The organism is Acinetobacter sp. (assembly GCF_041919735.1).
Lineage (GTDB): Bacteria > Pseudomonadota > Gammaproteobacteria > Pseudomonadales > Moraxellaceae > Acinetobacter.
In genome coordinates, this window is record NZ_JAYRTF010000001.1 from 131,307 (window position 1) to 155,243 (window position 23,937).

The 23,937-nt window shown below is 46.1% G+C and carries 16 protein-coding genes; 4 read left to right on the top strand and 12 right to left on the bottom strand.

Going from position 1 to position 23,937, the window contains the following annotated elements; all coding sequences use genetic code 11:
- The first annotated feature begins 761 nt into the window (after positions 1-761).
- Positions 762-1,397 (top strand): YqiJ family protein, encoded by a 636-nt coding sequence (locus ACE3T3_RS00625; RefSeq protein ID WP_374663068.1) that lies wholly within the window; start codon positions 762-764, stop codon positions 1,395-1,397.
- 123 nt (positions 1,398-1,520) lie between these two features.
- Positions 1,521-3,230, top strand: coding sequence for a flotillin family protein (locus tag ACE3T3_RS00630; RefSeq protein WP_374663069.1), 1,710 nt, complete (start codon positions 1,521-1,523; stop codon positions 3,228-3,230).
- A 272-nt stretch (positions 3,231-3,502) separates the two neighbouring features.
- Here ACE3T3_RS00630 and sucD read toward each other — a convergent pair whose 3' ends face one another.
- The 9 genes from sucD to sdhC all read right to left on the bottom strand — a co-directional run bounded on the left by sucD (position 3,503) and on the right by sdhC (position 15,549).
- Positions 3,503-4,393, bottom strand: coding sequence for a succinate--CoA ligase subunit alpha (gene sucD / locus ACE3T3_RS00635; RefSeq protein ID WP_374663070.1), 891 nt, complete (start codon positions 4,391-4,393; stop codon positions 3,503-3,505).
- Between the two features lie 13 nt (positions 4,394-4,406).
- Positions 4,407-5,573 (bottom strand): ADP-forming succinate--CoA ligase subunit beta, encoded by a 1,167-nt coding sequence (sucC, locus tag ACE3T3_RS00640; RefSeq protein WP_374663071.1) that lies wholly within the window; start codon positions 5,571-5,573, stop codon positions 4,407-4,409.
- Between the two features lie 181 nt (positions 5,574-5,754).
- On the bottom strand, positions 5,755-7,188 hold the full coding sequence (gene lpdA, locus ACE3T3_RS00645) for a dihydrolipoyl dehydrogenase (RefSeq protein WP_374663072.1): 1,434 nt from the start codon (positions 7,186-7,188) through the stop codon (positions 5,755-5,757).
- A gap of 59 nt (positions 7,189-7,247) precedes the next feature.
- A complete protein-coding gene (gene odhB / locus ACE3T3_RS00650) occupies positions 7,248-8,456 on the bottom strand; it encodes a 2-oxoglutarate dehydrogenase complex dihydrolipoyllysine-residue succinyltransferase (protein WP_374663073.1) in 1,209 nt (402 codons plus the stop codon).
- A 16-nt stretch (positions 8,457-8,472) separates the two neighbouring features.
- Entirely contained in the window at positions 8,473-11,295 is a 2,823-nt protein-coding gene (locus tag ACE3T3_RS00655; protein WP_374663233.1) for a 2-oxoglutarate dehydrogenase E1 component, read from the bottom strand.
- 854 nt (positions 11,296-12,149) lie between these two features.
- Complete coding sequence (locus ACE3T3_RS00660; protein WP_374663074.1) at positions 12,150-12,860, bottom strand: succinate dehydrogenase iron-sulfur subunit; 711 nt, start codon at positions 12,858-12,860, stop codon at positions 12,150-12,152.
- Between the two features lie 14 nt (positions 12,861-12,874).
- Complete coding sequence (locus ACE3T3_RS00665; protein ID WP_374663075.1) at positions 12,875-14,773, bottom strand: FAD-binding protein; 1,899 nt, start codon at positions 14,771-14,773, stop codon at positions 12,875-12,877.
- Between the two features lie 12 nt (positions 14,774-14,785).
- Complete coding sequence (sdhD, locus tag ACE3T3_RS00670) at positions 14,786-15,151, bottom strand: succinate dehydrogenase, hydrophobic membrane anchor protein (protein WP_374663076.1); 366 nt, start codon at positions 15,149-15,151, stop codon at positions 14,786-14,788.
- The gene (sdhC, locus tag ACE3T3_RS00675) at positions 15,151-15,549 is read right to left on the bottom strand and encodes a succinate dehydrogenase, cytochrome b556 subunit (protein ID WP_374663077.1); all 399 of its coding nucleotides are present in this window, start codon (positions 15,547-15,549) and stop codon (positions 15,151-15,153) included. The genes sdhD and sdhC overlap by 1 nt, the downstream gene beginning before the upstream one ends.
- Positions 15,550-16,576: 1,027 nt before the next feature.
- Between sdhC and gltA the strand changes: the two genes are divergently transcribed.
- Together gltA and ACE3T3_RS00685 are read left to right on the top strand one after the other, a co-directional pair.
- The gene (gene gltA / locus ACE3T3_RS00680) at positions 16,577-17,851 is read left to right on the top strand and encodes a citrate synthase (protein WP_067672404.1); all 1,275 of its coding nucleotides are present in this window, start codon (positions 16,577-16,579) and stop codon (positions 17,849-17,851) included.
- Positions 17,852-18,377: 526 nt separating this feature from the next.
- Complete coding sequence (locus tag ACE3T3_RS00685; RefSeq protein WP_374663078.1) at positions 18,378-20,180, top strand: aminopeptidase P family protein; 1,803 nt, start codon at positions 18,378-18,380, stop codon at positions 20,178-20,180.
- Between the two features lie 200 nt (positions 20,181-20,380).
- Here ACE3T3_RS00685 and ACE3T3_RS00690 read toward each other — a convergent pair whose 3' ends face one another.
- From ACE3T3_RS00690 to ACE3T3_RS00700, 3 genes are read right to left on the bottom strand one after another with little or no spacing between them, the layout of a single operon-like run.
- Positions 20,381-21,997, bottom strand: a complete 1,617-nt coding sequence (locus ACE3T3_RS00690) for a flavin-containing monooxygenase (protein ID WP_374663079.1) — start codon at positions 21,995-21,997, stop codon at positions 20,381-20,383.
- On the bottom strand, positions 21,994-22,857 hold the full coding sequence (locus ACE3T3_RS00695) for an SDR family NAD(P)-dependent oxidoreductase (RefSeq protein WP_374663080.1): 864 nt from the start codon (positions 22,855-22,857) through the stop codon (positions 21,994-21,996). Before ACE3T3_RS00695 ends, ACE3T3_RS00690 begins: the two co-directional genes overlap by 4 nt.
- A gap of 36 nt (positions 22,858-22,893) precedes the next feature.
- Positions 22,894-23,850: a metal-dependent hydrolase gene (locus ACE3T3_RS00700; RefSeq protein ID WP_374663081.1), complete on the bottom strand. Its 957-nt coding sequence runs from the start codon at positions 23,848-23,850 to the stop codon at positions 22,894-22,896.
- Positions 23,851-23,937: the final 87 nt, after the last annotated feature.

Sequence of the window (23,937 nt, forward strand, 5' to 3'; positions counted from 1 at the left end):
CTGCTGCTTTTTGAATGGCTGCTTTTTTTAATTTCCGCTTTTTTAATGGCTGCTTTTTAATAACAGCTATTTCAGCCGGCTGAACTCTAGCTTGCGCATTTGCATTTGAGATCTTGAGCATTGAAGATATCCACGCTGAAAGGAATGTTTTCCAAGACAGCAATATTGCTGAATTTTATCTCCAAAGAATCACCATTTGCTGCAGCAGAGACCGCCTGCTTTTCAAACTTCCAGCCTTCTGCATTAAAAATCTGTCTTCAGAACAGCCAGTTTTATACCGCTGATTGAATATTCAGCTGTTTTTTTGTTCATTCAAGCCAATATTCGATAAGCTGAAAACATGCCTATCCAGGCGTCATGGTGTTTAGCAGCCTGCCGCTTTTGAACGCTATTTCAGCAGATCGCATGCCGTTCGTTTTAATTCCATACAAAAAATCATGAAATGAGGCTTATTTTTTAAATCCTTTTATTTCAAGTATTAGTATAAATTTTCTATAAATACCGCTTGGCCTACGGCAAAGCAATATGCAGATGCAGGCAATCAATCGCTAGGCGGCGTTCATTGCCTCAATACTCGAAAACCATCAGCAAACCTGGAAATATTTTACCGTTTGATAAAATTAATATAAAATAACCGCGATTATTTGATGTATTTTTTTCACACAAAATTACAGTTAAATGATATTGTTGTGAGATATAGAAAATTTTGCCAAATTTTTTAATTCCATATTATTTATAAGCAAAATATAGAGATAAATATAATGTTGGATTTATTTACACATCCTTCCAATATTGTTTTCAGTGTCAGTCTCTGTTTGATGTTTCTTTTCGGCATTTTTGAAATTGCCCTCGTGATGATTGGCGGAAGCTCTCACGGTGTGCTGGAACAATTCCTGCCGGATGACGCCTCAACTGCAGATTTAGCCGCAGACCCGGACGCCTCAGCATTCAGCAAAGTATTGGACTGGATGTACTGGGGGCGTGTGCCGCTGTTTGTCTGGCTGATTGTTTTTCTGACCGTTTACAGCCTGAGCGGATTCATGATCCAAGGCCTGATGTGGCACTTTACGACCATGACATTCAGCGCATGGCTGATTTCGCCTGCCTGCTTATTTTTATGCATGCCTCTGGTTCGCATCAGCACGCAGTTTTTGGCTAAAATTTTACCTCAGGACGAAACTGATGCCATTTACAGCGAAGAACTGATCGGACGTACCGCGGTCATTGTATTGGGCCGCGCAAAACCCAACTCCCCGGCTCAAGCCAAAGTGTACGATCAGTATGGCCATCCTCACTATGTGATGGTTGAACCTGAACAGAATATTATTTTTGAGCAAGGCGAGTCTGTGGTACTGACTCAGAAAACTAAAATCGGCTTTCAGGCCGTTGCTCCCTGATAAGCAATAAACATTCATTTGAGCTGCTTATTTTTTGCTTTATATTCAATATTTTCAATCATATTGAATATTATTTTAAACATGGTTTATTGACCTAAAAGACAACTATAGAGAAACGACAATATGCTAGATATTATTCCAAGCAGCATTTTGGTCACCACAGGTGTGATCTTTGCAGCACTGATTTTTATCGGTTTTATTCTTGCCCGGCTGTACCGCCGTTCCAGCAAAGAAATTTCTTTTGTGCGCACCGGTTTTGGCGGTGAGAAAGTGATTTTAGGCGGCGGCGCAATTGTGCTGCCGGTGCTGCATGAAATCATTCAGGTCAACATGAATACCCTGCGCTTGGAAGTGCGCCGCGCGGATGATCAAGCCTTGATTACCCGCGACCGCATGCGTGTCGATGTGATGGCGGAGTTCTATGTCCGTGTCAAACCGACCGCTGAATCGATTGCCACGGCGGCGCAGACTTTAGGTCAAAAAACCATGTCGCCCAATGAACTGAAGAACTTGGTCGAAGGTAAATTTGTCGATTCGCTGCGCGCAGTCGCTGCTGAAATGGCGATGGAAGAGCTGCACGAAAAACGCGTTGATTTTGTGCAGAAAGTACAGCAAGTGGTTTCTGAAGATTTACACAAAAACGGTTTGGAATTAGAAACCGTATCGTTAACCGGCTTAGACCAAACAGGCTTTAAATATTTTAACCCGCAAAATGCTTTCGATGCCGAAGGTCTGACCAAACTGACTGAAACCATTGAAGACCGCCGCCGCAAGCGCAATGCCATTGAGCAGGATACGGACTTAGCGATTAAAAGCAAAAATCTGGAAGCTGAGCAGGCGCGCCTGCAGATTCTGCGTGAAGAAGAATATGCAAAACTGCAGCAGGAACGGGAAATTGCCGTGCGCCGCGCAGAACAGCTGGCCGAAATTGCGGCGCAGGAAGCCGGTAAAAAGCGTGAAGCGGAAGAAGCGCGCATTGCTGCTGAACGCGAAGTGGATTTAAAACGCATTACCGCGGCCCGCGATGTTGAAAATCAAAATATTCAAAAAGCGCAGATCATTGAACAAGCGCAGGTTGAACAGAAGAAAACCATCGAATTGGCTGAGCAGATCCGCGCCATTGCCATTGCTGAAAAATCCCGTGAAGAATCTGAAGCGAAAGCACATGCTGACCGCGCCCGCGCCGAAGCTGTGAAAGCTGAAGAAGAAGTGATTACCGTGCGTGAAACTCAGCGCGCTGAACGCCAAAAAGCCGTTGAACTGGTTGCAGCCAAGCAGGCGGCAGAAAAAGACGCGATTGCCATTACGGTGGCTGCTGAAGCAGGCAAGCAAGCCGCGGCCGATGAAGCGGAAGCAATCCGTATTGCCGCAGAGGCTGCAGCTGAGCAGGCGCGCCTAAAAGCCAAAGGTGAAGCAGACGCGAAAGTATTACTTGCTCAAGCGATGGAAAAACAGTACCAAGTGGATGCGGAAGGTACCCGCGCCGTCAATGAAGCCAATAACGTGCTGTCTTCTGAGCAGATTGAAATGCAGATCCGTTTGGCCATGCTGAAATACCTGCCGGAAATTATCCGTGAAAGCGTGAAGCCGATGGAAAATATTGACGATATTAAGATTCTGCAAGTGAATGGCCTGCACGGCAGCCACGCAGGTTCTGCGCATGGAGATGGCCCGCATGACGGCAGCAATGTTGCGCTGTCTGATCAAGTCGTCAACAGTGCCCTGCGCTACCGCAGCCAAGCGCCGTTAATTGACAGCCTCATGAGCGAGCTGGGCATTCAAGGCGGCGATATCAATGGCTTGACGCAAAGCTTGAATAAAAAAGCGGGTTAATCACCTTGATTTAACCAGAAAGCCGCAGCCTTAAAACTGCGGCTTTTTTATAGCCTGAATCTTTTCAATCCTGTCTGCTCAAAAGCGCTTGATAATGGCTCATTGGCCTAATTTTCTGATGAAATCAGCACCTGCTCAAAACTACTACATAAACAGCAAAATAGGCATCTATTTTGAAACAGCATTCAAATCTGTTTAGCCAAATGTCCATCATCACCATAAAAAAAGCCCAATGCGGGCATTGGGCTTTTTAAAAATGAAAAACTAAGGAATTACGCTAGGCCTTTCTCTTTTAATATTTTAAGCATGGTTGAACCCAGTTCCGCAGGACTGCGGGTATAGGCCATACCGGCTTTTTCAAAAGCAGCAAATTTCTCTTCAGCCGTACCCTTACCACCGGAAATAATCGCACCTGCATGTCCCATACGCTTACCTTTCGGTGCTGTGACGCCTGCAATATAGCCGACAACAGGCTTGGTCACATGAGCTTGAATATATTCAGCGGCCTCTTCTTCGGCTGTACCGCCAATCTCACCAATCATGATGATCGCTTCTGTTTGCGGATCGTCTTGGAATAATTTCAAGCAGTCAATTTGGTTCATGCCCGGAATCGGGTCACCGCCGATGCCAATACACGTTGATTGACCTAAACCCAGTTTCGTAGTCTGCGCTACGGCTTCATAAGTCAGCGTGCCTGAACGCGAGATAATGCCAACTTTACCCGGCTGATGAATATGCCCCGGCATAATGCCGATTTTGCATTCTCCTGGAGTAATGATCCCCGGACAGTTTGGCCCGATCAGGCGCGCATTATTGCCATAAGTTTCCAAATAGCGCTTGGCTTTCAGCATGTCTAAAGTCGGCACGCCTTCGGTAATGACCACAATCAGCTCAATGCCGGAATCAATGGATTCAATAATCGAATCCAGTACAAACGGCGCCGGCACATAAATAGATGTTGCATTGGCGCCAGTTTCTTTCACCGCTTCTTTCATGGTATTGAACACCGGCAAATTTAAATGCGTTTGGCCGCCTTTGCCCGGTGTTACGCCGCCCACAACTTGAGTGCCGTAAGCAATGGACTGTTCAGAATGGAATGTGCCGTTTTTGCCGGTAAAGCCTTGCACCAATACTTTTGTGTCTTTATTTACTAATACGCTCATGATGTCTACTCCCTTAGCCTTTTACCGCAGCAACAATTTTTTCCGCCGCATCAGCAAGGCCGCTGGCAGAAATCAATGTCAAACCTGATTCATCGAGTAATTTAGCACCCAATTCTGCGTTGTTGCCTTCTAAGCGCACCACCACAGGAACGGTAACATTTACTTCTTGAACCGCCGCAATAATCGCTTCCGCAATCATGTCACAGCGTACAATGCCGCCAAAAATATTGATCAGTACGCCTTTGACCGAGCTGTCCGACAGAATAATTTTAAAGGCTTCGATCACGCGGTCTTTGGTCGCTCCGCCGCCGACATCAAGGAAGTTGGCCGGCTGGCCGCCATACAGCTTAATAATGTCCATGGTCGCCATGGCAAGGCCTGCGCCATTCACCATGCAGCCAATGTTGCCTTCCAGCGCCACATAGTTCAGATCAAACTCAGAGGCTTTCAGTTCGCGCTCATTTTCCTGTGATTTGTCACGCATAGCCGCGATTTCAGGCAAACGGTACAGCGCATTGGAATCAATGCCGACTTTGGCATCGACACAGAGAATTTCGCCATTTTCGCGCACAGACAGCGGGTTAATTTCAAACAAGGCAAAATCATTTTCAATAAAGGCCTGATACGCAGCAGTCATGATTTTAACAAATTGATTGATCTGCTCATTTTTCAAATTCAGCGCAAAACCGACTTCACGCGCTTGAAACGGCTGCAAGCCGACCAGCGGATCAACTTCAACTTTAATAATTTTTTCAGGGGTTTCTTCCGCGACTTTTTCAATTTCCACGCCGCCTTCTATGGATGCCATAAAGGTCACACGGCGGCTAGAACGGTCAACCACAGCACCTAAATACAATTCGCGCTCTACAGGATAAACATCTTCAGAAACCAAGATGCTATTTACCGGTTGGCCATTGGCATCTGTTTGGTAGGTCACAAGACGCGTGCCTAGAATATTATTTGCATAATCAGCAGCTTCTTGAGCCGATTTCACCACTTTCACACCGCCAGCTTTACCGCGACCACCGGCATGCACTTGGGCTTTTAAAACTGCAAATTTACCACCAAGCTGTTCAAATGCAGCAACGGTCTCCTCTGCATTCGTCGCAAGAATACCTTCTTGCACTGGCATACCATATTTTTTTAATAACGCTTTAGCTTGATATTCATGTAGATTCATTGAACAACCTTTTACTCTTTTTTCGCTTTGTTATAACCCATTAAAGCCCAGACATCCGTCAAAGCAGCTTTAACCTTTTTAAAAATTTAAAATATTTCTTATCTTTATTTTTAGATGATTGTTCATATAAAAACAACCACCAAATGCAAAAAGAGCGACCTAGGCCGCTCTTTTCTTCATCTTATTTACGTTTACGCTGAATTGCGTGAATCGCTCGACCATCCACTGCAAGCGCAGCTTCATGTACCACTTCAGAGAATGTTGGGTGACCAAATGTCATTAACTGAAGATCTTCAACAGAAGATACAAATTCAAGTGCAATCATGCCTTGGTGAACGATATCAGACGCAGCAGGTCCAATCACGTGCATACCGAGTAAACGATCTGTTTTTGCATCAGCAACAAACTTCACGAAACCAGCACCTTCACCTGCAGCCAAAGCACGACCGTTTACAGCGAAACCAAATTGACCTGTTTTAACTTCGTGGCCTTTTTCTTTCGCTTGTTCTTCTGTTAAACCAACCCACGCCGCTTCTGGGTGTGTGTAGATGACAGAGATGATAGTGTCATAGTTCACTTGAGCAGCATGACCGTGAATACGTTCAACTGCCATTACGCCTTCTTCCATTGCTTTATGTGCAAGCATTGGACCGCGTACAAGGTCACCAATTGCATATACGCCTTCAACCGAAGTCGCACACCAATCATTCACTTCAACTAAACCACGTTCAGTCAGTTTAATACCACAATCATCAGCCAATAGGCCTTCTGCATACGCGCGACGACCCACACAAACGATTAATTTATCGAATGCTTGAGTTTTTTCTTCGCCGCCTTGTGTGTATTTAACTGTAACTTCAGAACCGTTGATTTCTGTACCAGCAACTTTAGCGCCAACACGGATATCAAGACCTTGTTTAGTCAATAGTTTTTGGTAGTCTTTTGCCAACGCTTTATCAGCCATTGGTAAGAATGCATCCATTGCTTCAAATACAACAACTTCTGCACCAAGACGACGCCAAACTGAACCTAGCTCTAGACCAATAACGCCTGCACCAATCACACCAAGGCGCTTAGGTACTTCAGCAAATTCAAGCGCGCCAGTAGAATCAACAATAATGTCTTGATCTACAGGAGCAACAGGAATATTTACAGGCACAGAACCAGTTGCAAGAATTACGTATTTCGGCTCTAAAACTTGAGTTTCACCTTCATGAGAAACAAACTCAACTTTTTTACCAGCAAGTAATTTACCCGTACCTTTTAACCACTCAATGCCGTTGCCTTTTAATAACTGGTCGATACCGCCAGTCAATTGGTCAACGATTTTGTCTTTGCGTGCAAGCAATTTTGCAAGGTCAAACTTCACTTCACCTGTTGTAATGCCGTGGTCATCTAAATGATGAACGGTATCTTCATAACGATGTGAAGAATCAAGCAATGCTTTCGATGGGATACAACCCACGTTTAAGCATGTACCACCTAAAGATGGCTTGCCTTTATGGATGCGCTTTTCGATACACGCAACTTTAAAACCCAATTGTGCAGCGCGAATTGCAGCTTCGTAACCACCTGGGCCGCCGCCAATTACTACTAAATCAAATTGTTGAGACATTATTCTCTCCAAAAATGGGCTTAGAGGATCGCTCTAAGCCCATGGATTTATTCTTTAGATTAAAGATCAAGGATCAGTTTAGCTGGCTCTTCTAACAATTCTTTGATTGTTACAAGGAAACCTACCGCTTCTTTACCATCGATTAGACGGTGGTCATAAGAAAGCGCTAAGTACATCATTGGCAGAATTTCTACTTGACCATTCACAGCCATTGGACGTTCTTGGATTTTGTGCATACCCAAGATCGCAGTTTGCGGCGTATTCAAAATCGGTGTAGAAAGCAATGAACCGAAAGTACCACCATTAGTAATGGTGAATGTACCGCCAGTCATATCTTCGATACCCAATTTACCGTCACGCGCTTTACCAGCATATGCACGGATACCATTTTCTACTTCAGCGTAGTTCATACGGTCAGTATCACGAAGAACTGGAACCACTAGACCACGGTCAGAAGATACAGCAACACCGATGTCGTAGAAACCGTGGTAAACAATGTCGTTACCGTCGATTGAAGCGTTTACAGCTGGGTAGCGTTTAAGTGCTTCAGTTGCTGCTTTAACGAAGAATGACATAAAGCCAAGACGCGCACCGTGACGTTTTTCAAAAGCGTCTTTGTATTGAGCACGCATGTCCATGATTGGTTTCATGTTCACTTCGTTGAACGTTGTCAACATTGCTGTTTCTTGAGTTGCAGCAAGCAGACGTTCAGCAACACGCTTACGAAGACGAGTCATTGGAACGCGTTTTTCAACACGCTCACCAACCGCAACGCTTAAAGGCGCAGCAGCTGGTTTAGCTTGATGATTAGCAACATCTTCTTTCGTGATGCGGCCGCCGCGGCCAGTGCCCGCAACGTCAGATGCAGCAATACCAGATTCAGTCAACGCTTTGCGAACTGCAGGCGCTTGATCAGATACAGGCTGAGCGCGTTCTACAACTGGCGCATTGCCAGCTTCAGTTTTCGCAGCAGCTTGCTCTACTTGAGCTTCTGATTGAACCGCTTGAGTTTCAGCAGCGCCAGAAACCGCGCCTTCTTCAAACTGAGCGATCACTTCATTTGATAATACAGTGTCGCCTTCGTTTTTAATGATAGATGCAATTGTACCGTCAGCAGGAGCAACAACTTCTAAAACAACTTTATCTGTTTCAATATCGCAAATCACTTCGTCGCGTGATACTGCTTCACCAGGCTGTTTGTGCCAAGTTGCGATCGTTCCGTCAGCAACTGACTCTGGGAATACCGGTGCTTTAATTTCGGTTGCCATTACTAAGAATCTCCTGTTATTCAGCTACGATCGCTAAAGCGTCATTAACCAGCTGAGCTTGTTGTTTTGCATGCAAATATGGTGAACCGCAAGCCGGTGCAGCAGAAGCTTCACGGCCAGCATAACTGATACGTACTTGTTTGCCCGCTTTCATCACATCGTCATACAGACGCGGAGCGATGAATAACCAAGCGCCTTGGTTTTTCGGTTCTTCTTGAGCCCAAACGACTTCAGTCACATTTGGATAAGAAGCAAGCACTTCAGCAATACGCTGTTCTGGGTATGGATACAATTGTTCAATACGAACGATTGCAGTGTTGTTCAATTCTTTCTCACGGCGTTTTTCAAGCAAGTCGTAATAAACTTTACCGCCGCAAAGCACCAGACGGGTCACGTCTGTTTTGCTGATTGTATCGATTTCATCAATCACAGTCTGGAATGTGCCAGCTGCAAGCTCTTCTAAAGTAGAGGTTGCAAGTTTGTGACGAAGCAATGACTTCGGTGAAGTCACAATCATCGGTTTGCGGATTGGACGAAGTGCTTGACGGCGCATCGCATGGAAAATCTGCGCTGGAGTCGTCGGTGTAATCACCTGCATGTTGTCTTCAGCGCACAGCTGCAAGAAACGTTCTAAACGTGCAGATGAATGCTCTGGACCTTGACCTTCAAAACCGTGCGGAAGAAGCATAGTTAGACCGCACACACGTTCCCACTTGGTTTCGCCAGATGCGATAAACTGGTCAATCACAACTTGCGCGCAGTTTGCGAAGTCGCCGAATTGCGCTTCCCAAATCACCAAGCTCTTCGGAAGAGTTGTTGCGTAGCCGTATTCGAATGCAAGAACCGCCATTTCAGACAATAAAGAGTCATAAATTGCAGTACGCGGCTGATTTTCTTTCAAGTTGCATAATGGAATGTAAGTTGAACCATCCACTTGGTTATGCAGTTTTGCATGACGGTGTGAGAATGTACCGCGGCCAACATCTTCACCTGTTAAGCGAACAAGGAAGCCTTCGTCTAGGATAGATGCATAAGCTAGAGTTTCAGCAGCACCCCAGTTCAATGGCATTTCACCAGTCTGCATTTTCAGGCGGTCATCAATCACTTTAGATACTTGACGCTGCATCACGAAGCCTTCTGGAAGCTCGCGCATTTTTGTGCCAAGCTCTTTTAAGCGTTCGATTGGGAAAGTTGTATCCCAGTTGTCTGTGTATTCGTGACCCAAGTAAGGCGCCCAATCCACAAACATTTTTGTATTCGGCTCAAGAACCAAGGCATTCGCAACATGCTTGCCTGCTTCAAGATCAGAACGGTACTGTTCAACCATCGCATCAGCAGAAGCGCGGTCCAATACACCTTGCTGAACCAATTGATCGGCATAAAGCGTACGAGTTGTCGCTTTTTTGTTGATCACTTGATACATCATCGGCTGAGTTGCAGCAGGCTCATCCGCTTCGTTGTGACCGCGGCGGCGGTAACAGAACATGTCAATCACAACATCTTTACGGAAAGTATGACGGAAGTCATGCGCCAACTGAGAAACAAACAATACAGATTCTGGATCATCGCCGTTCACATGGAAGATCGGCGCCTGAATCATTTTCGCAATGTCAGTACAGTATTCTGTAGAACGCGCATCGCGAGGATCAGAAGTCGTGAAGCCCACTTGGTTGTTCACAACAATGTGAACTGTACCGCCAACGGTATAACCACGGGTTTGCGACATTTGGAAAGTTTCTTGGTTAACGCCCTGACCTGCAAATGCGGCATCACCGTGCACAATGATCGGCAATACGTCATCGCCGCCGATGTCTTTACGGCGTACTTGGCGCGCACGTACAGAACCTTCGACTACAGGCCCAACGATTTCCAAGTGTGATGGGTTGAACGCCAAGGCTAAGTGAACTTCACCGCCTGCAGTCATGACGTTTGAAGAGAAGCCTTGGTGATACTTAACGTCGCCAGAACCTTTCTTGTTCAGCGCTTTGCCTTCGAATTCGCCAAACAGGTCAGCCGGGTTTTTACCCATGATGTTGACAAGAAGGTTCAAACGGCCGCGGTGAGGCATGCCGATCACAACTTCTTTACAGCCAACAGCGCCTGCACGCTGAATCAGTTCATTCACCATCGGGATGAATGATTCGCCGCCTTCAACGCCGAAACGTTTTGCGCCAACGAATTTATTACCGAGGTATTTTTCAAGACCTTCCGCAGCAGTCAAACGTTCTAATACGTGTTTTTTCTGCGCTGCGCTGTAACCGAACTGGCCGCGGGCACTTTCAAGACGCTGCTGAATCCAGCGTTTTTCTTTGGTATCAACAATGTGCATGTATTCTGCACCGATAGAAGCGCAGTAAGTCGCTTCCATGGCTTGAACCATTTCGCCCAGCGTAGCTTCGTCTTTGCCGATCGCCAAGTTGCCAGTATTGAAAACAGTATCCAAATCTGACTTTGTTAAGCCGTGAGCATCCAACTCTAAGTCAAATGCCTGCTCACGCTTAGCCAAGCCTAATGGATCAAGTTTTGCTTTTTGATGACCGCGGTTGCGGTACGCAGCGATAAGCTGTAATACACCGATTTGACGGCGCTCATGCTCAGAACTTACTGCGCTTTGAACGACAGGCTGAACACGGTTTGAATTACGTCCTAATAGTAGGAATTGCTCACGTACATTGCTGTGCGGCTGGTCGCCTTTAGGGAATTTATCGAAGTATGCGCGCCAGTCAGCTTCTACTGAGTCTGGAGCGGTTAAATACTTTTCATAAAGTTCTTCAATATACGCTGCACTGTCAGCGCTAAGTTCAGTGTCAAGACGCAGAGCGTCAGCAACTTCTTGCATTTGTGGACCCATTTCCTATTGCAAAAACATTTCAGGATGCTTTTTAAGCGAACCCATGATTATTAATGTCAAATTGGTAACATGACATTAGTCCCCATTAGGCTTAAGCCATGAGGCGCGTTATCACTACATTAGGAATTCCCAATGTGATTAATGAACAATAACGCCCCTCAGCGGCATCATTACTCATTGTTATACCCAGCCAAAACCGGGCAATTTTTTGCAAATCGTCTTAGAAAAAATAATCTATGCGCTTTACTTTTTCTAAATCGACTTTCTTTACCTTTATATACTGCTCAAGCTCAGCTAAATGTTGAAAAAATGTACATTTTTAACACTCAATTTTCACATATAACAGTGCAATAAATGCTAACACGTTCTGCAATTTCAATTGATTTTTTTGACACATACCATCCATAAATTAGCGAAATACAATATTCGTTTTTTAATCTAAGATATGGTGCGTGATAAAAAACAATCTTTCAATTTAGATTAGACAAAGGTCTATCCTAAAAAATATTCCTTAGACCGCGCTTAATAAAAAAGAGCGTGAATATGCCTTCTACGGCCATTTACGCTCCCCTGCACGTTATATGATAACATTTTCGCCACCTATTAACAGCACAAAAGATTTATTCCATCATATTTTAAACAGTCCATCTTCCAAATCCGGACAATTCACTAAATTTCCGCAGATCCTGCGTTCCTACTGCATGCTCCCCCTGTCAGCACCTAGGCGCAGGCCAGCACGGACATAGGAAAAATACCGCATCTAGCCTTTCCTATTGTTCCTGTCCCCTTTTTCCATAAAAAAAGCGCATCATCGGATGCGCTTCTTTTTCAATCAAAACGGATTAACCCGCTTGATCAAACATCATGTTGCGGATGTGGCCAATTGCCTTAGTCGGGTTCAAACCTTTAGGACAAACAGACACACAGTTCATGATGCCTTTGCAGCGGAACAGAGAGAACGGGTCGTCAAGACGGTCCAAACGCTCTTGAGTTGCTGTATCACGCGAATCAATAATGAAACGGTATGCATTCAGCAATGCTGAAGGACCCAGGAATTTATCCGGGTTCCACCAGAATGATGGGCATGAAGTTGAACAGCATGCGCAAAGAATACATTCATACAAACCATCCAAGTGTTCACGCTCTTCTGGAGACTGTAAACGCTCTTTTGCAGGTGCAGGCTGATTGTTGATTAGGAAAGGCTGAATTTTGTCATACTGATCGTAGAACTGATTCATATCCACAACTAAGTCTTTCACCACTGGCAAGCCTGGCAATGGACGGATAGTGATCACGTCTGGCAAATCGTTCAGGTTCCAAAGACACGCTAAACCGTTTTTACCATTGATGTTTACACCATCCGAACCGCAGATGCCTTCACGGCAAGAACGACGGAAAGTCAAAGATTCGTCTTGAACTTTCAATGCAAGAAGCGCATCAAGCAGCATACGGTGCTTATCAGTCAATTCAAGCTTGAACGTTTGCATGTACGGTGCTTTATCCTTATCAGGATCGTAGCGGTAGATATTAAATGTACGAGTACCTCTACTCATCTTACTTCTCCTAATTAGAATGTACGCGGTTTAGGTGGGATAGCATCTACAGACAGCGGCTTGTAGCGAACTGGCTTGTATTCAAGATGGTTGTCAGAAGAGAACCATAATGTGTGCTTCATCCACTCGTCATCGCGGCGGCCGTAAGGATGTTCTGCATGATCCGGTGATTCTTCAAAATCAACCACTGTATGCGCACCGCGGCATTCTTTACGCGCAGCAGCAGAAATCAGTGTCGCTTTCGCAACTTCATACAGGTTTTCAACTTCAAGCGCTTCAATACGTGCAGTGTTGAATACGCGAGATTTATCTTTCAAGTGAATGTTGCGCACGCGCGGTTCAATTGCAAGAATCTGTTTCACACCTTCGTCAAGCAATGCAGATGTACGGAATACACCAGCGTGGTCTTGCACGATGTCACGGATTGCATCAGCAACGTCTTGAGCGTTTTCACCTTCAGTCGATTCATCAAGAAGCTGAATGCGCTTATAAGTGTTCTCAAGAACAGTTGTAGGAAGCGGAGCGTAGTCATCACCGTGGTGTTTAGTCACGTAATCGATAATGTGTTCACCCGCAGCTTTACCGAATACAACCAAGTCAAGCAGTGAGTTTGTACCTAGACGGTTTGCACCATGTACAGACACGCAAGAACATTCGCCGATCGCATAGAAACCTTTTACAGGTTTAGTGAAATCACGGTCGCCCGCATTGTGTGAGTAAACACCGGTTTCTTTGTTGTAATTCGCTTCAAATGCTTGAGTTTCAGCACTTTCAGGCACAACAACTTGACCATGAATATTTGTAGGAATACCGCCCATTTGATAATGGATTGTCGGTACAACTGGAATTGGCTCTTTAGTGATGTCAACGTTCGCGAATTTCTTGCCGATCTCGAATACAGATGGCAGACGTTTTATGATTGTTTCAGCACCCAAGTGCGTCATATCAAGCAGGATGTAGTCTTTCTTAGGACCACAGCCACGGCCTTCTTTGATTTCTTGGTCCATAGAACGTGATACGAAGTCACGCGGCGCCAAGTCTTTCAAAGTCGGAGCATAACGTTCCATGAACGGTTCGCCAGCATCGTTGCGAAGGATTGCACCTTCACCGCGGCAACCTTCTGTCAGCAATACGCCCGCGCCCGCTACACCTGTAGGGTGGAACTGCCAGAATTCCATATCTTGCAATGGAATGCCTGCACGAGCTGCCATACCAAGACCGTCACCAGTGTTGATATAAGCGTTAGTCGATGCGCGGTAAACACGGCCTGCACCGCCTGTAGCAAACAATGTAGCTTTTGCTTGGAATACTGCAATTTTACCAGTTTCTTGGTCTAAAGCAGTTACACCTAACACATCGCCAGCTTCGTTACGGATAAGATCAAGAGCGATCCACTCAACGAAGAATTGAGTGCCCATTTTCACGTTGCTTTGATATAGCGTGTGAAGAAGCGCGTGACCTGTACGGTCAGCTGCTGCGCATGCGCGAGGAACTGGTTTTTCACCATAGTTCGCTGCGTGGCCGCCGAATGGACGCTGGTAAATTGTACCGTCCGCGTTACGGTCAAACGGCATGCCCAGGTGTTCAAGTTCATAAACAACTTGAGGCGCTTCGCGAGTCATGTACTCGATTGCGTCTTGGTCACCTAACCAGTCAGAACCTTTAACAGTATCGTAGAAATGGTAGTGCCAGTTATCTTCTTGCATGTTGCCAAGAGATGCACCGATACCGCCCTGCGCCGCAACAGTATGAGAACGTGTTGGGAATACTTTAGTCAGTACTGCAACTTTCAAGCCAGCTTGAGCAAGCTGATATGAAGCACGCATACCTGAACCACCGCCGCCAACGATAACTGCATCGAAGGTTTTGTGTGGAATATTTGTGTAATCTTCTTTAGGGGTAATAGCGCCCATGATTGTTTCCTATCAATTCGCCCAAAAAATCTGGATTGCCCAGATTGCATATGCAAATACAGCAATAATCACTGCCGAAGTCAGCACGAGGCGTAAACCTGAAGCTGAAGGACCCATTTGGCGAGTAGTCACATAGTCTGTGAACACTTGCCACATGCCGATCCATGCGTGTGCAACAAGAGATAAGACTGCCAATAAAGATAAAATCTTCATCGGTAATGTCATCATAAAGCCATACCATTGTTCAAAGTTGAATCCGCCATTACATAGGATCCAGCCAAATACCACTACGGTATAAATAGCAAGAACAACAGCGCTGACACGCTGGATAAACCAATCGCGAGAACCTGAACCCGTTAAACCAGTAGCACTTTTCATTAGAGAACAATCCATACAAATGCTGCAATGATACCGATTGCAGACAAGATCAATGAAATAGTAGCTGCGATACGACCGCTTTGCAGTTCTTCAGCAAAGCCTAGGTCAGCAAGTAAATGCTTAATGCCCGCAATAAAGTGGAAAATTAAGCCGGCTACAAATACCCATACAATGAAACGCACAATGAAGCCGCCGAAGATTGCTTGAACTTGAGCAAAACCTTCTGGCGAAGACAAAGACTTGTCTAAAAGCCACAAAAGTACCGGTACGAGTAAAAATACGATGACACCTGAAAGACGGTGTAGAATAGATGCAATAGCCACAGGGGATTTTAAGTTTACTTCTAAAACTTGACCCATGGACAAATTGACAGGTCTGTTGCTTTTCACAGCGGGCATCCTGTAAGTAAAAACTCCATCCGGAGTTTGTTGGAATTAATTCGAAGGAAAGCTGGCATTGTTCAGCAGCTACTTTAAAACTCTAAATTAAATAGCGTTTGAACTTAAAACGACACTGAATTATAAGACGTGAACTATCAAAATACAAACAATGCCCTTGGCCTTTTTGCATAAAAATTCTTTAAATAAGAATCATTAACACATAGATAAATACCTTGCGCTACAATACTTTAGCTTCAAATCTCAGCTATATGGTTGGTTTTTATAAAATAAACACCAAATTCAAGCGCTAAAATTTATACAAAAACGGGAAAATTCGACTTTAGACTAATGATGCACAAAAAAGTCTTGTTTTAAAAACTGGGGAATTTCACTGCTTTATTTTAATCATTTTTTATTTATATATAAAATGTTCATTATTTTATTTTAACATAGTAGCATAAATATGCATGATGTTGGTGCAACAGATTAATCCCCTACAAGATTGAAATATCTCGTAATAAATTTTAATTAAAACAATTTTTTCACATCCGTATAAATAAAAAAAGTGACTTATATATCGTTTTCGAAATACCAAATAAGCTATTTTTTATACAATTAAATCATTTTTTTTGAGTCACTTATTGTTTTTAACAATGACTACGAAAGCAGCATTTTCTTTTTAAAATGATGCGTAAGTTACGAGAATCATAATAAATGTAAATATATGACGACTTGAATTCTGTTTCTTTTCAAGCGCTTTTTTCAATATAAAACTGCTTACAATTGCGCCAGCAACATTTTTTATTTATGCACTTGCTCCTTGAATTAACTTATTATAGTGTGTCGGTGCTGTGATTTTATGCAAATTTTAATGGATTAAATCTTAACTATAACTTCGGAAGTCATCATTTTATCCATAAGTATAATTGACAAAATTTCAGCACTCTCTACTCTTAGAGCAAATTTTTAATCCGTCTGATTCGTGCATTAAAAGATGAGTATTTCGAGTCAGATAAATCATTCACCAGGACAGGAGATCTATTGAATGTCTGAAGCAACTGGCAAAAAAGCCGTTTTACAGCTTGATGGCAAAGAAATTGAATTACCAATTTACAGCGGCACATTGGGCCCAGATGTAATCGACGTTAAAGATGTATTGGCCGCAGGTCACTTCACTTTTGATCCTGGTTTTATGGCTACTGCTGCGTGCGAGTCTAAAATCACTTTCATCGATGGCAACAAAGGTGTTCTTTTACACCGCGGTTACCCAATCGACCAATTGGCTACTCAAGCGTCTTACTTGGAAACTTGCTATTTATTGTTAAGCGGCGAACTTCCAACTGCTGAACAAAAAGCTGAATTTGAAGCGAAAGTCCGCAACCACACTATGGTTCACGACCAAGTTAGCCGCTTCTTCAATGGTTTCCGCCGTGATGCTCACCCTATGGCGATCATGGTTGGTGTTGTTGGCGCGCTTTCTGCGTTCTATCACAACGGCTTTGACGTTGAAAATGTTGATCACCGTGAAATTACAGCGATCCGCTTAATTGCTAAAGTGCCTACTTTGGCTGCGTGGAGCTACAAATACACAGTTGGCCAGCCATTCATGTATCCGCGTAACGATTTAAGCTACGCTGAAAACTTCCTGTACATGATGTTCGCTACTCCAGCTGACAAAGATTACAAAGTTAACCCAATTCTTGCGAAAGCAATGGACCGTATCTTCACGCTTCATGCTGACCACGAACAAAACGCGTCTACATCTACAGTACGTTTAGCGGGTTCTACTGGCGCTAACCCATATGCATGTATCGCTGCTGGTATCTCTGCGCTTTGGGGCCCTGCTCACGGCGGCGCGAACGAAGCTGTTCTTAAGATGCTTGATGAAATCGGCTCTGTAGAAAACGTTGCTGGCTTCATGGAAAAAGTGAAGACTAAAGAAGTTAAACTGATGGGTTTCGGTCACCGTGTTTACAAAAACTTCGACCCTCGCGCTAAAGTGATGAAAGAAACTTGCGACGAAGTTCTTGGTGCACTTGGCATCAACGATCCACAGCTTGCTTTGGCTATGGAACTTGAACGCATTGCGCTTTCTGACGAATACTTCATCAAACGCAACTTGTACCCTAACGTAGACTTCTACTCAGGTATCATCCTTAAAGCGATCGGTATCCCAACAGAAATGTTTACTGTAATCTTCGCGCTTGCACGTACAGTTGGCTGGATCAGCCACTGGTTAGAAATGCACAGCGGTCCTTACAAAATCGGCCGTCCTCGTCAGCTTTACACTGGCGAAGTTCAGCGCGATATCAAACGTTAATTCTTTCGAGTTAACCGATGATAAAAAAACCGCCCTTGTGGCGGTTTTTTTATGCCTGATCCATATAGCTGGAACAAAAGAATCGGCATGATCTGGCCTGCCCATCATGGATTTGAAACAGTGATCCACAGCTTCACGGCAGCACTGTGCTTATCCGCAATGCAGTTTCAACACGAGGCTCATTGGCACCCTGTTTTTCCTTCTGCAGTGTTTTTCCTTCTGATAAATATTCACCTTGCCTCAACGGCATTGGACGTTCTACGATGGTCCAGCTTGCATCAGCTGTGCGGCATAAGCGCATAATGAATGGAAGCCTTAGCGTGCCTGCACCCTACTGACTTTCGACGCTGCCCTTTCTCGGCCCGTCAAATGCAGCAGCAGCCTGAGGTGTTTAATGCTCTGGGATTGCATTCAAGATCCGTGCTGTGATTTGATCATTGCAGGAAATATCCTTATACATCAAGCAGAAACAGCCAGAGATGCACCAGCACGCTGCCCCAAAACTCCCTGCTCAAGCGGACATTTTATGAATACGCAAACGCCTTTTGAAAAACTGACCCTACTCAGACAGCAGATGCAGCAGCATCAGATTGATGCCTTTGTTGCTCTGAGCGCTGACCCGCATATGTCGGAATACCTGCCTGCGCACTGGCAAATCCGCCTTTGGCTGACGGGTTTTACCGGTTCTGTCGGCACGGTTGTAGTCACTCAGGATTTTGCAGGCTTATGGGTTGACGGGCGTTACTGGGTGCAGGCCGAACAGCAGCTGCAGCACACAGGCTATGTACTGCAAAAACAGACCCAAGACCCCGCCAGCAGCTATACAGCTTGGCTCGCGCAGCAGCTGGGCAAAAGCTCAACGCTTTTAGTCAATGCGGAAAACACTTCCGTTGCACAGTATCAAGGCCTGCAGCACATCGCCGCACAGCAAGATTTTACCCTGCGCACAGACCTCAATTTAATTGCGGATATCTGGACTGCGCGTCCGGCCTTGCCGCAGCAGCCAATCTGGCAAATGCAAGACGGTTTGAATGCCTTGAGCCGCATTGAAAAAATAGCCAAAATCCGTGAAGCGCTGGCGCAGCAAAAAGCCACGGCGCAGTTTATTTCCGCTGTGGATGATATTGCCTGGATTTTAAATTGCCGCGGCAGCGATGTGGAATACAACCCTGTTTTCTTGGCGCATCTGTATATTGATCCAACCCGCAGCGTACTGTTTGTGGATGAGGCGAAATGCTCCGCAGATTTAAGGCAGAAGCTGCAGGCAGATCACATTGAAATCCGGCCTTATGCAGACAGCGCCGCGTTCTTGGCCCAGACGGCTGGCCAGCAAGTGCTGATTGATCCGGCTAAAGTGTCTATTCTGCATCTGCACGCGCTGCAGCTGCAGAATCAGGTCATGCAGGGCATCAACCCGAGCACGCTTTTAAAATCACAGAAAGCGCCTTCAGAAATTGCGCATGTGCGCCATGCCATGACCAAAGACGGCGTTGCGCTGTGCCATTTTTTTCATTGGCTGGACACTGCGCTTGCCCGCGGTGAAAGCATCAGCGAACTGACGATTGATGAAAAAATTACTGCTTTCCGCGCAGAGCAAGACGGTTTTATCGGCCTAAGCTTTTCCACTATTGCAGGCTTCAATGCCAATGGCGCGCTGCCGCATTACCGCGCCACAGCAGATCAGTTCAGCCAAATTGCCGGCAATGGCCTGCTGTTGATTGATTCCGGCGCTCAGTACCATGACGGTACAACGGATATTACCCGTGTAGTGCCGATTGGCGTGCCCAGCGAGGAACAAAAGCGCGACTATACCCTGGTGCTGAAATGCCATATTGCCTTGGCGCAAACGGTTTTCCCTGAAGGCCTTGCCTCTCCGCTGCTGGATGCCATCACCCGTCAGACCTTATGGCAGCACGGACTGGATTACCGCCATGGAACCGGCCACGGCGTCGGCTTCGCGCTGAATGTGCATGAAGGCCCGCAAGTCATTTCCTACTATGCTCCGCCTGCGCCTCAGACCCAAATGCGCGCCGGCATGATCACCTCCAATGAACCCGGCCTGTACCATGAAGGCAAATACGGCATCCGGATTGAAAATCTGGTGGTGAACCAGCCGAAACATTTTAGCGGCAGCACTTATGGCGAGTTTTTAGCTTTTGAAACCTTAACTTTGTGCCCGATCCATCAGCAGTGCATTGCTGCTGAATTAATGAATGATGCCGAAAAGGCCTGGCTGAATGATTATCATCAAAATGTCAGAACGCGCTTAGCGCCGATGCTGCAAGGTGATGTGCTGGATTGGCTGATGCGCAATACTGAGCCGCTCTAAGCAGGAATGACGCAGATTCTTCTCAGATGATGCGTCTCTTGCCGCGAAAGCGTATTGGTGCAGATTCAGCCCTGCTCAAAGCATGCGGGTTGATGATGAACACGGATCTATAACATCATCTTGAAAAAGCCAAAGCCCCTGCTGCAAAATTCAGGGGCTTTGGCTTAGAGCAAATCAAAATTCAGCAGAAGGCTGATTCATTAAGCCGCATCATACTTATCCAAATCCAGCGTCTTCAGCTGATCGCGCAGCGCCTGCAGCGACCACGGCCAAGCCGCGAAATTGCGCCCATTTTGATCCAGATAATACGATTTGCAGCCGCCGGCATTGAATACTGTGGTTTTCAGATGATGCTGCACACGCACATTATGATAGCGCACGGCATCTTTTTTGATGCAGAGGCGTTTCAATTTCAAATCCCGCATTTTCAGCAGGCCATCCACAATATAGCCAATCTGCGCTTCGGCAATGCCAATAAATGAGTCGTAGACCAAAATATTCGGGCCTAAAACCAAAAATGCGTTCGGCAGATTTTCAATGCTGGTGCCTAAATACGCCTCCGGCGAACTGTCTTTCCACAGCTCGGACAGCAAGATGCCATCGGCATTTTTCACGCGCTTGCCAATCGGCGGATGCGACACTTCAAAGCCTGTGCCTAAAATAATCACATCCACATCATAGCGTTCGCCATTGGCCGCAATGACCGTATTGCCATCAATTTCAATCAGGCCATGCGGAATCAGGCTGACATTGTCTTGCTGCAGCGCCGGATAATAATTATTGGCAAACAGCAGGCGCTTGCAGCCAATATCAAAATTTGGCGTGACGTTTTTGCGCAGCTGCCCATCCGCAATCTGCAGCCGCAGCAACTGGCGGCTTAATGCATTCACCGGCTTCAATACTGCCGGATTACGCAGGCCGAAGTTGATGCCATTTAAAATGTGCGCCACGCTGCTGCGCCAGACCTGCTGAATAACCGGAAAGCGCGCCAGCATGCCTTTGGCTGCATCATTCAAGTTCATATCGGCTTTCGGCAGCACCCACGGCGCTGTGCGCTGAAACACATACAGTTCTTTGGCCTTGGGCTGAATTTGCGGGATAAATTGAATCGCCGATGCGCCGGTGCCGATCACTGCAATGCGCTTTCCGCTTAGATCGTAATCATGATTCCAGCGTGCGGAGTGAAACATTTCGCCTTTAAAGCTTTCAATGCCTTTAATTTTCGGCAAGGATGGCTCTGTGATTGGCCCCGTGGTAAACATCACGGTTTTGGCACGGTAGTACCCCTTAGAGGTTTGCAGCTGCCATTCACTGGCGGCTTCATTCCATTCCGCGCTGATCAGCTTATTATTGAATTCAATTTTTTCATTTAAATCAAACTGCGCCGCGACATCTTCCAAATAGCTTAAAATTTCCGGCTGCTTGGCAAACAAATGGCTCCACTGATGGCTCGGCGCAAATGAAAAGGAATACAGCGCCGAAGGCACATCACAGCCGCAGCCCGGATAATTATTGTCACGCCATGTGCCGCCCACCCGGCTGGCTTTTTCCAAAACCAGATAATTGTCATAGCCCGCCTGCTGCATTTTATGCGCGGCCGCAATGCCCGAAATGCCCGCGCCGACCACAATGGTGTCATACACATGTACCGGCCTATTCACAGGCGAGTTGGACTCAGTTTTTGCCTGCTGCTGGCTGCGGGCTTTTGCAGCGCGTTTAGCCGGTGCTTTTTTCAGCGCCGAGGGCGATTTCGCTTCGGCCTTGCTTTCCAGCTCATCAATCCTCGGGTCTGCATTCAATGCGCTCGGCATGTTCATGACGCCGCTCCTGTTTTGCGAATATAACGGTTGAATAAGGGATAGCCTGCTCCTAAAAGCTTGGTGTAAAGCTGCGGAGATAAGCGTTTCATCCACCAGAACAGCTTGGCGTCCGGCTGCGGAATGGTATACAGCCGATTGGCATCCAGCTGATTGAGGGTTTTCTTCACCACCGCATCGCTGGTGGTAAAGGAATGATTCATCAGCAGCTGATCTGCCAGTCCTGAATACTGTTCCGGCAAACGGCCATTCTTCATAATATTGGTCGGCACCAGCGTCGGGCACAGCACATTCACGCGAATATTGGCGCTGCGCAGTTCTGCCGACAAGGTTTCAGACAGCGCCAGCACACTGGATTTGGTGACGTTATAGGCTGTCATTTCAGGCGCTGCGGTATAGCCTGCAGCGGATGCCACATTAATGATGGCGCCGCCGCCATTTTGCTTCAGCTTCGGCACAAAATAATGGCAGCCGTGAATCACGCCCCACAGATTGACATGCATGCACCACTGCCAATCCTCCAAACTGACTTCATCAAACTTGCCGCCTAAACCCACACCGGCATTGTTGATCAGCAAAGTGACCGGATGGCCCAGCAGCTGTCCGGCCTGCTCAGACAGCGCCTGCACCTGCTCCTTCATGCCGACATCACACTGCACCGCATAAGCATTCGAGGAAGTCTGCGACTGAATTAAATCAGCCGTTTCCTGCGCAGCCGCCAAATTAATGTCGGCGCAGACCACGTGGCCGCCGCGGCGCGCCAGCTCTAGGGCAAAACTGCGTCCAATGCCGCTGCCGGCACCGGTCACTACTGCATAGGCATTGCGGCTGGGCGTTATTTTTTTATTGAAAATTGCCATTATTTTTTCCTTATTTTTAGTTGTTGCCTGATCTTTTTATACTTTCAGCGCCGGCGTAAATTCTTTGACAAAGTACGGGGTCAGCACGCCGGTTTCAGGGTGCAGCAGGCGTTCCTTGTAATAAGCTAAAAAGTCCGAGGTATCGTAGTCATTGGGATGAAAGCTGGGACGCAGATAATCAAAAATATGCTTCCAGCTGCTGCCGTAGACGCCGTCTTTCAGGCCAAAAATAAGCTGTACGCTGCGCGGAATATCTTTCCAGTACGACCAACTGATCAAATTCGACGGTTTGCGGTAAAAAGGCACTGAGACTGAAGCCGCAGAAATCAGCACCAAGATGGTGATCAGCGCGGGGAAAAAGCCGGCAGCCCGCAGCGCATAGCTGCCGGATAAGTTTTGAAAGACATCATAGGCAATGTCTTTATGCTCCGATTCTTCCAGCATGTGCCACATCCAGATCGCGCGCTGCTTTTCATCCAGTGAACGGAAGAAAATCTCTTCATGATTCATCATGTATTCCGCCAGCACAGCCGTGAAATGCTCAATTCCCGCCATCAATGACAGCTTCATCGGCTGCGGCAGACGGTTAAAGCCATAATCGAAAACATAGCCTGCAAGCTTGCGGAAAATTTTCACAGGCAGGTCTATTTCCATATAGGCATCGTTCATTTCTTCATGCAGTTTGGAATGCAGCGCTTCCTGCCCAATCAAGGAGGTTACCCGCTGTTTCAGCAGCGGATCGGTCAGCAAATCACGATGATAGCGCGCAGTATCAATCACCAAGTCTTCACCAAAGGTCAGAAAAATAGACAGCGAGGCAAAATAGGCGCTGGCCAGTTCCGCATTCATAAAAAATTTCGGGTCTATTTTTTCCGGCTCAAAATCAAATTTCATATGCCGGATAGGAATAACCGCAGACTGCTTGGCAGCATCAAAAGCCGGGCCAGCCAGCACATTGCTGAATGCTTTTTTAATTGGGCTGATTATTTGCATAGCGCTTACTCTTCTTTTTCATTCGCTTTTCATCACGAAAATCATCAATGCCAAGCACCGAATGCTCAGGGGGATGATCAAAAATTA

Bases quoted from the DNA above. Each gene is read 5' to 3' on its own strand.
- ACE3T3_RS00625 (WP_374663068.1), top strand. From the start codon at position 762: ATGTTGGATTTATTTACACATCCTTCCAATATTGTTTTCAGTGTCAGT.
- ACE3T3_RS00630 (WP_374663069.1), top strand. From the start codon at position 1,521: ATGCTAGATATTATTCCAAGCAGCATTTTGGTCACCACAGGTGTGATC.
- sucD (WP_374663070.1), bottom strand. From the start codon at position 4,393: ATGAGCGTATTAGTAAATAAAGACACAAAAGTATTGGTGCAAGGCTTT.
- sucC (WP_374663071.1), bottom strand. From the start codon at position 5,573: ATGAATCTACATGAATATCAAGCTAAAGCGTTATTAAAAAAATATGGT.
- lpdA (WP_374663072.1), bottom strand. From the start codon at position 7,188: ATGTCTCAACAATTTGATTTAGTAGTAATTGGCGGCGGCCCAGGTGGT.
- odhB (WP_374663073.1), bottom strand. From the start codon at position 8,456: ATGGCAACCGAAATTAAAGCACCGGTATTCCCAGAGTCAGTTGCTGAC.
- ACE3T3_RS00655 (WP_374663233.1), bottom strand. From the start codon at position 11,295: ATGCAAGAAGTTGCTGACGCTCTGCGTCTTGACACTGAACTTAGCGCT.
- ACE3T3_RS00660 (WP_374663074.1), bottom strand. From the start codon at position 12,860: ATGAGTAGAGGTACTCGTACATTTAATATCTACCGCTACGATCCTGAT.
- ACE3T3_RS00665 (WP_374663075.1), bottom strand. From the start codon at position 14,773: ATGGGCGCTATTACCCCTAAAGAAGATTACACAAATATTCCACACAAA.
- sdhD (WP_374663076.1), bottom strand. From the start codon at position 15,151: ATGAAAAGTGCTACTGGTTTAACGGGTTCAGGTTCTCGCGATTGGTTT.
- sdhC (WP_374663077.1), bottom strand. From the start codon at position 15,549: ATGCCCGCTGTGAAAAGCAACAGACCTGTCAATTTGTCCATGGGTCAA.
- gltA (WP_067672404.1), top strand. From the start codon at position 16,577: ATGTCTGAAGCAACTGGCAAAAAAGCCGTTTTACAGCTTGATGGCAAA.
- ACE3T3_RS00685 (WP_374663078.1), top strand. From the start codon at position 18,378: ATGAATACGCAAACGCCTTTTGAAAAACTGACCCTACTCAGACAGCAG.
- ACE3T3_RS00690 (WP_374663079.1), bottom strand. From the start codon at position 21,997: ATGAACATGCCGAGCGCATTGAATGCAGACCCGAGGATTGATGAGCTG.
- ACE3T3_RS00695 (WP_374663080.1), bottom strand. From the start codon at position 22,857: ATGGCAATTTTCAATAAAAAAATAACGCCCAGCCGCAATGCCTATGCA.
- ACE3T3_RS00700 (WP_374663081.1), bottom strand. From the start codon at position 23,850: ATGCAAATAATCAGCCCAATTAAAAAAGCATTCAGCAATGTGCTGGCT.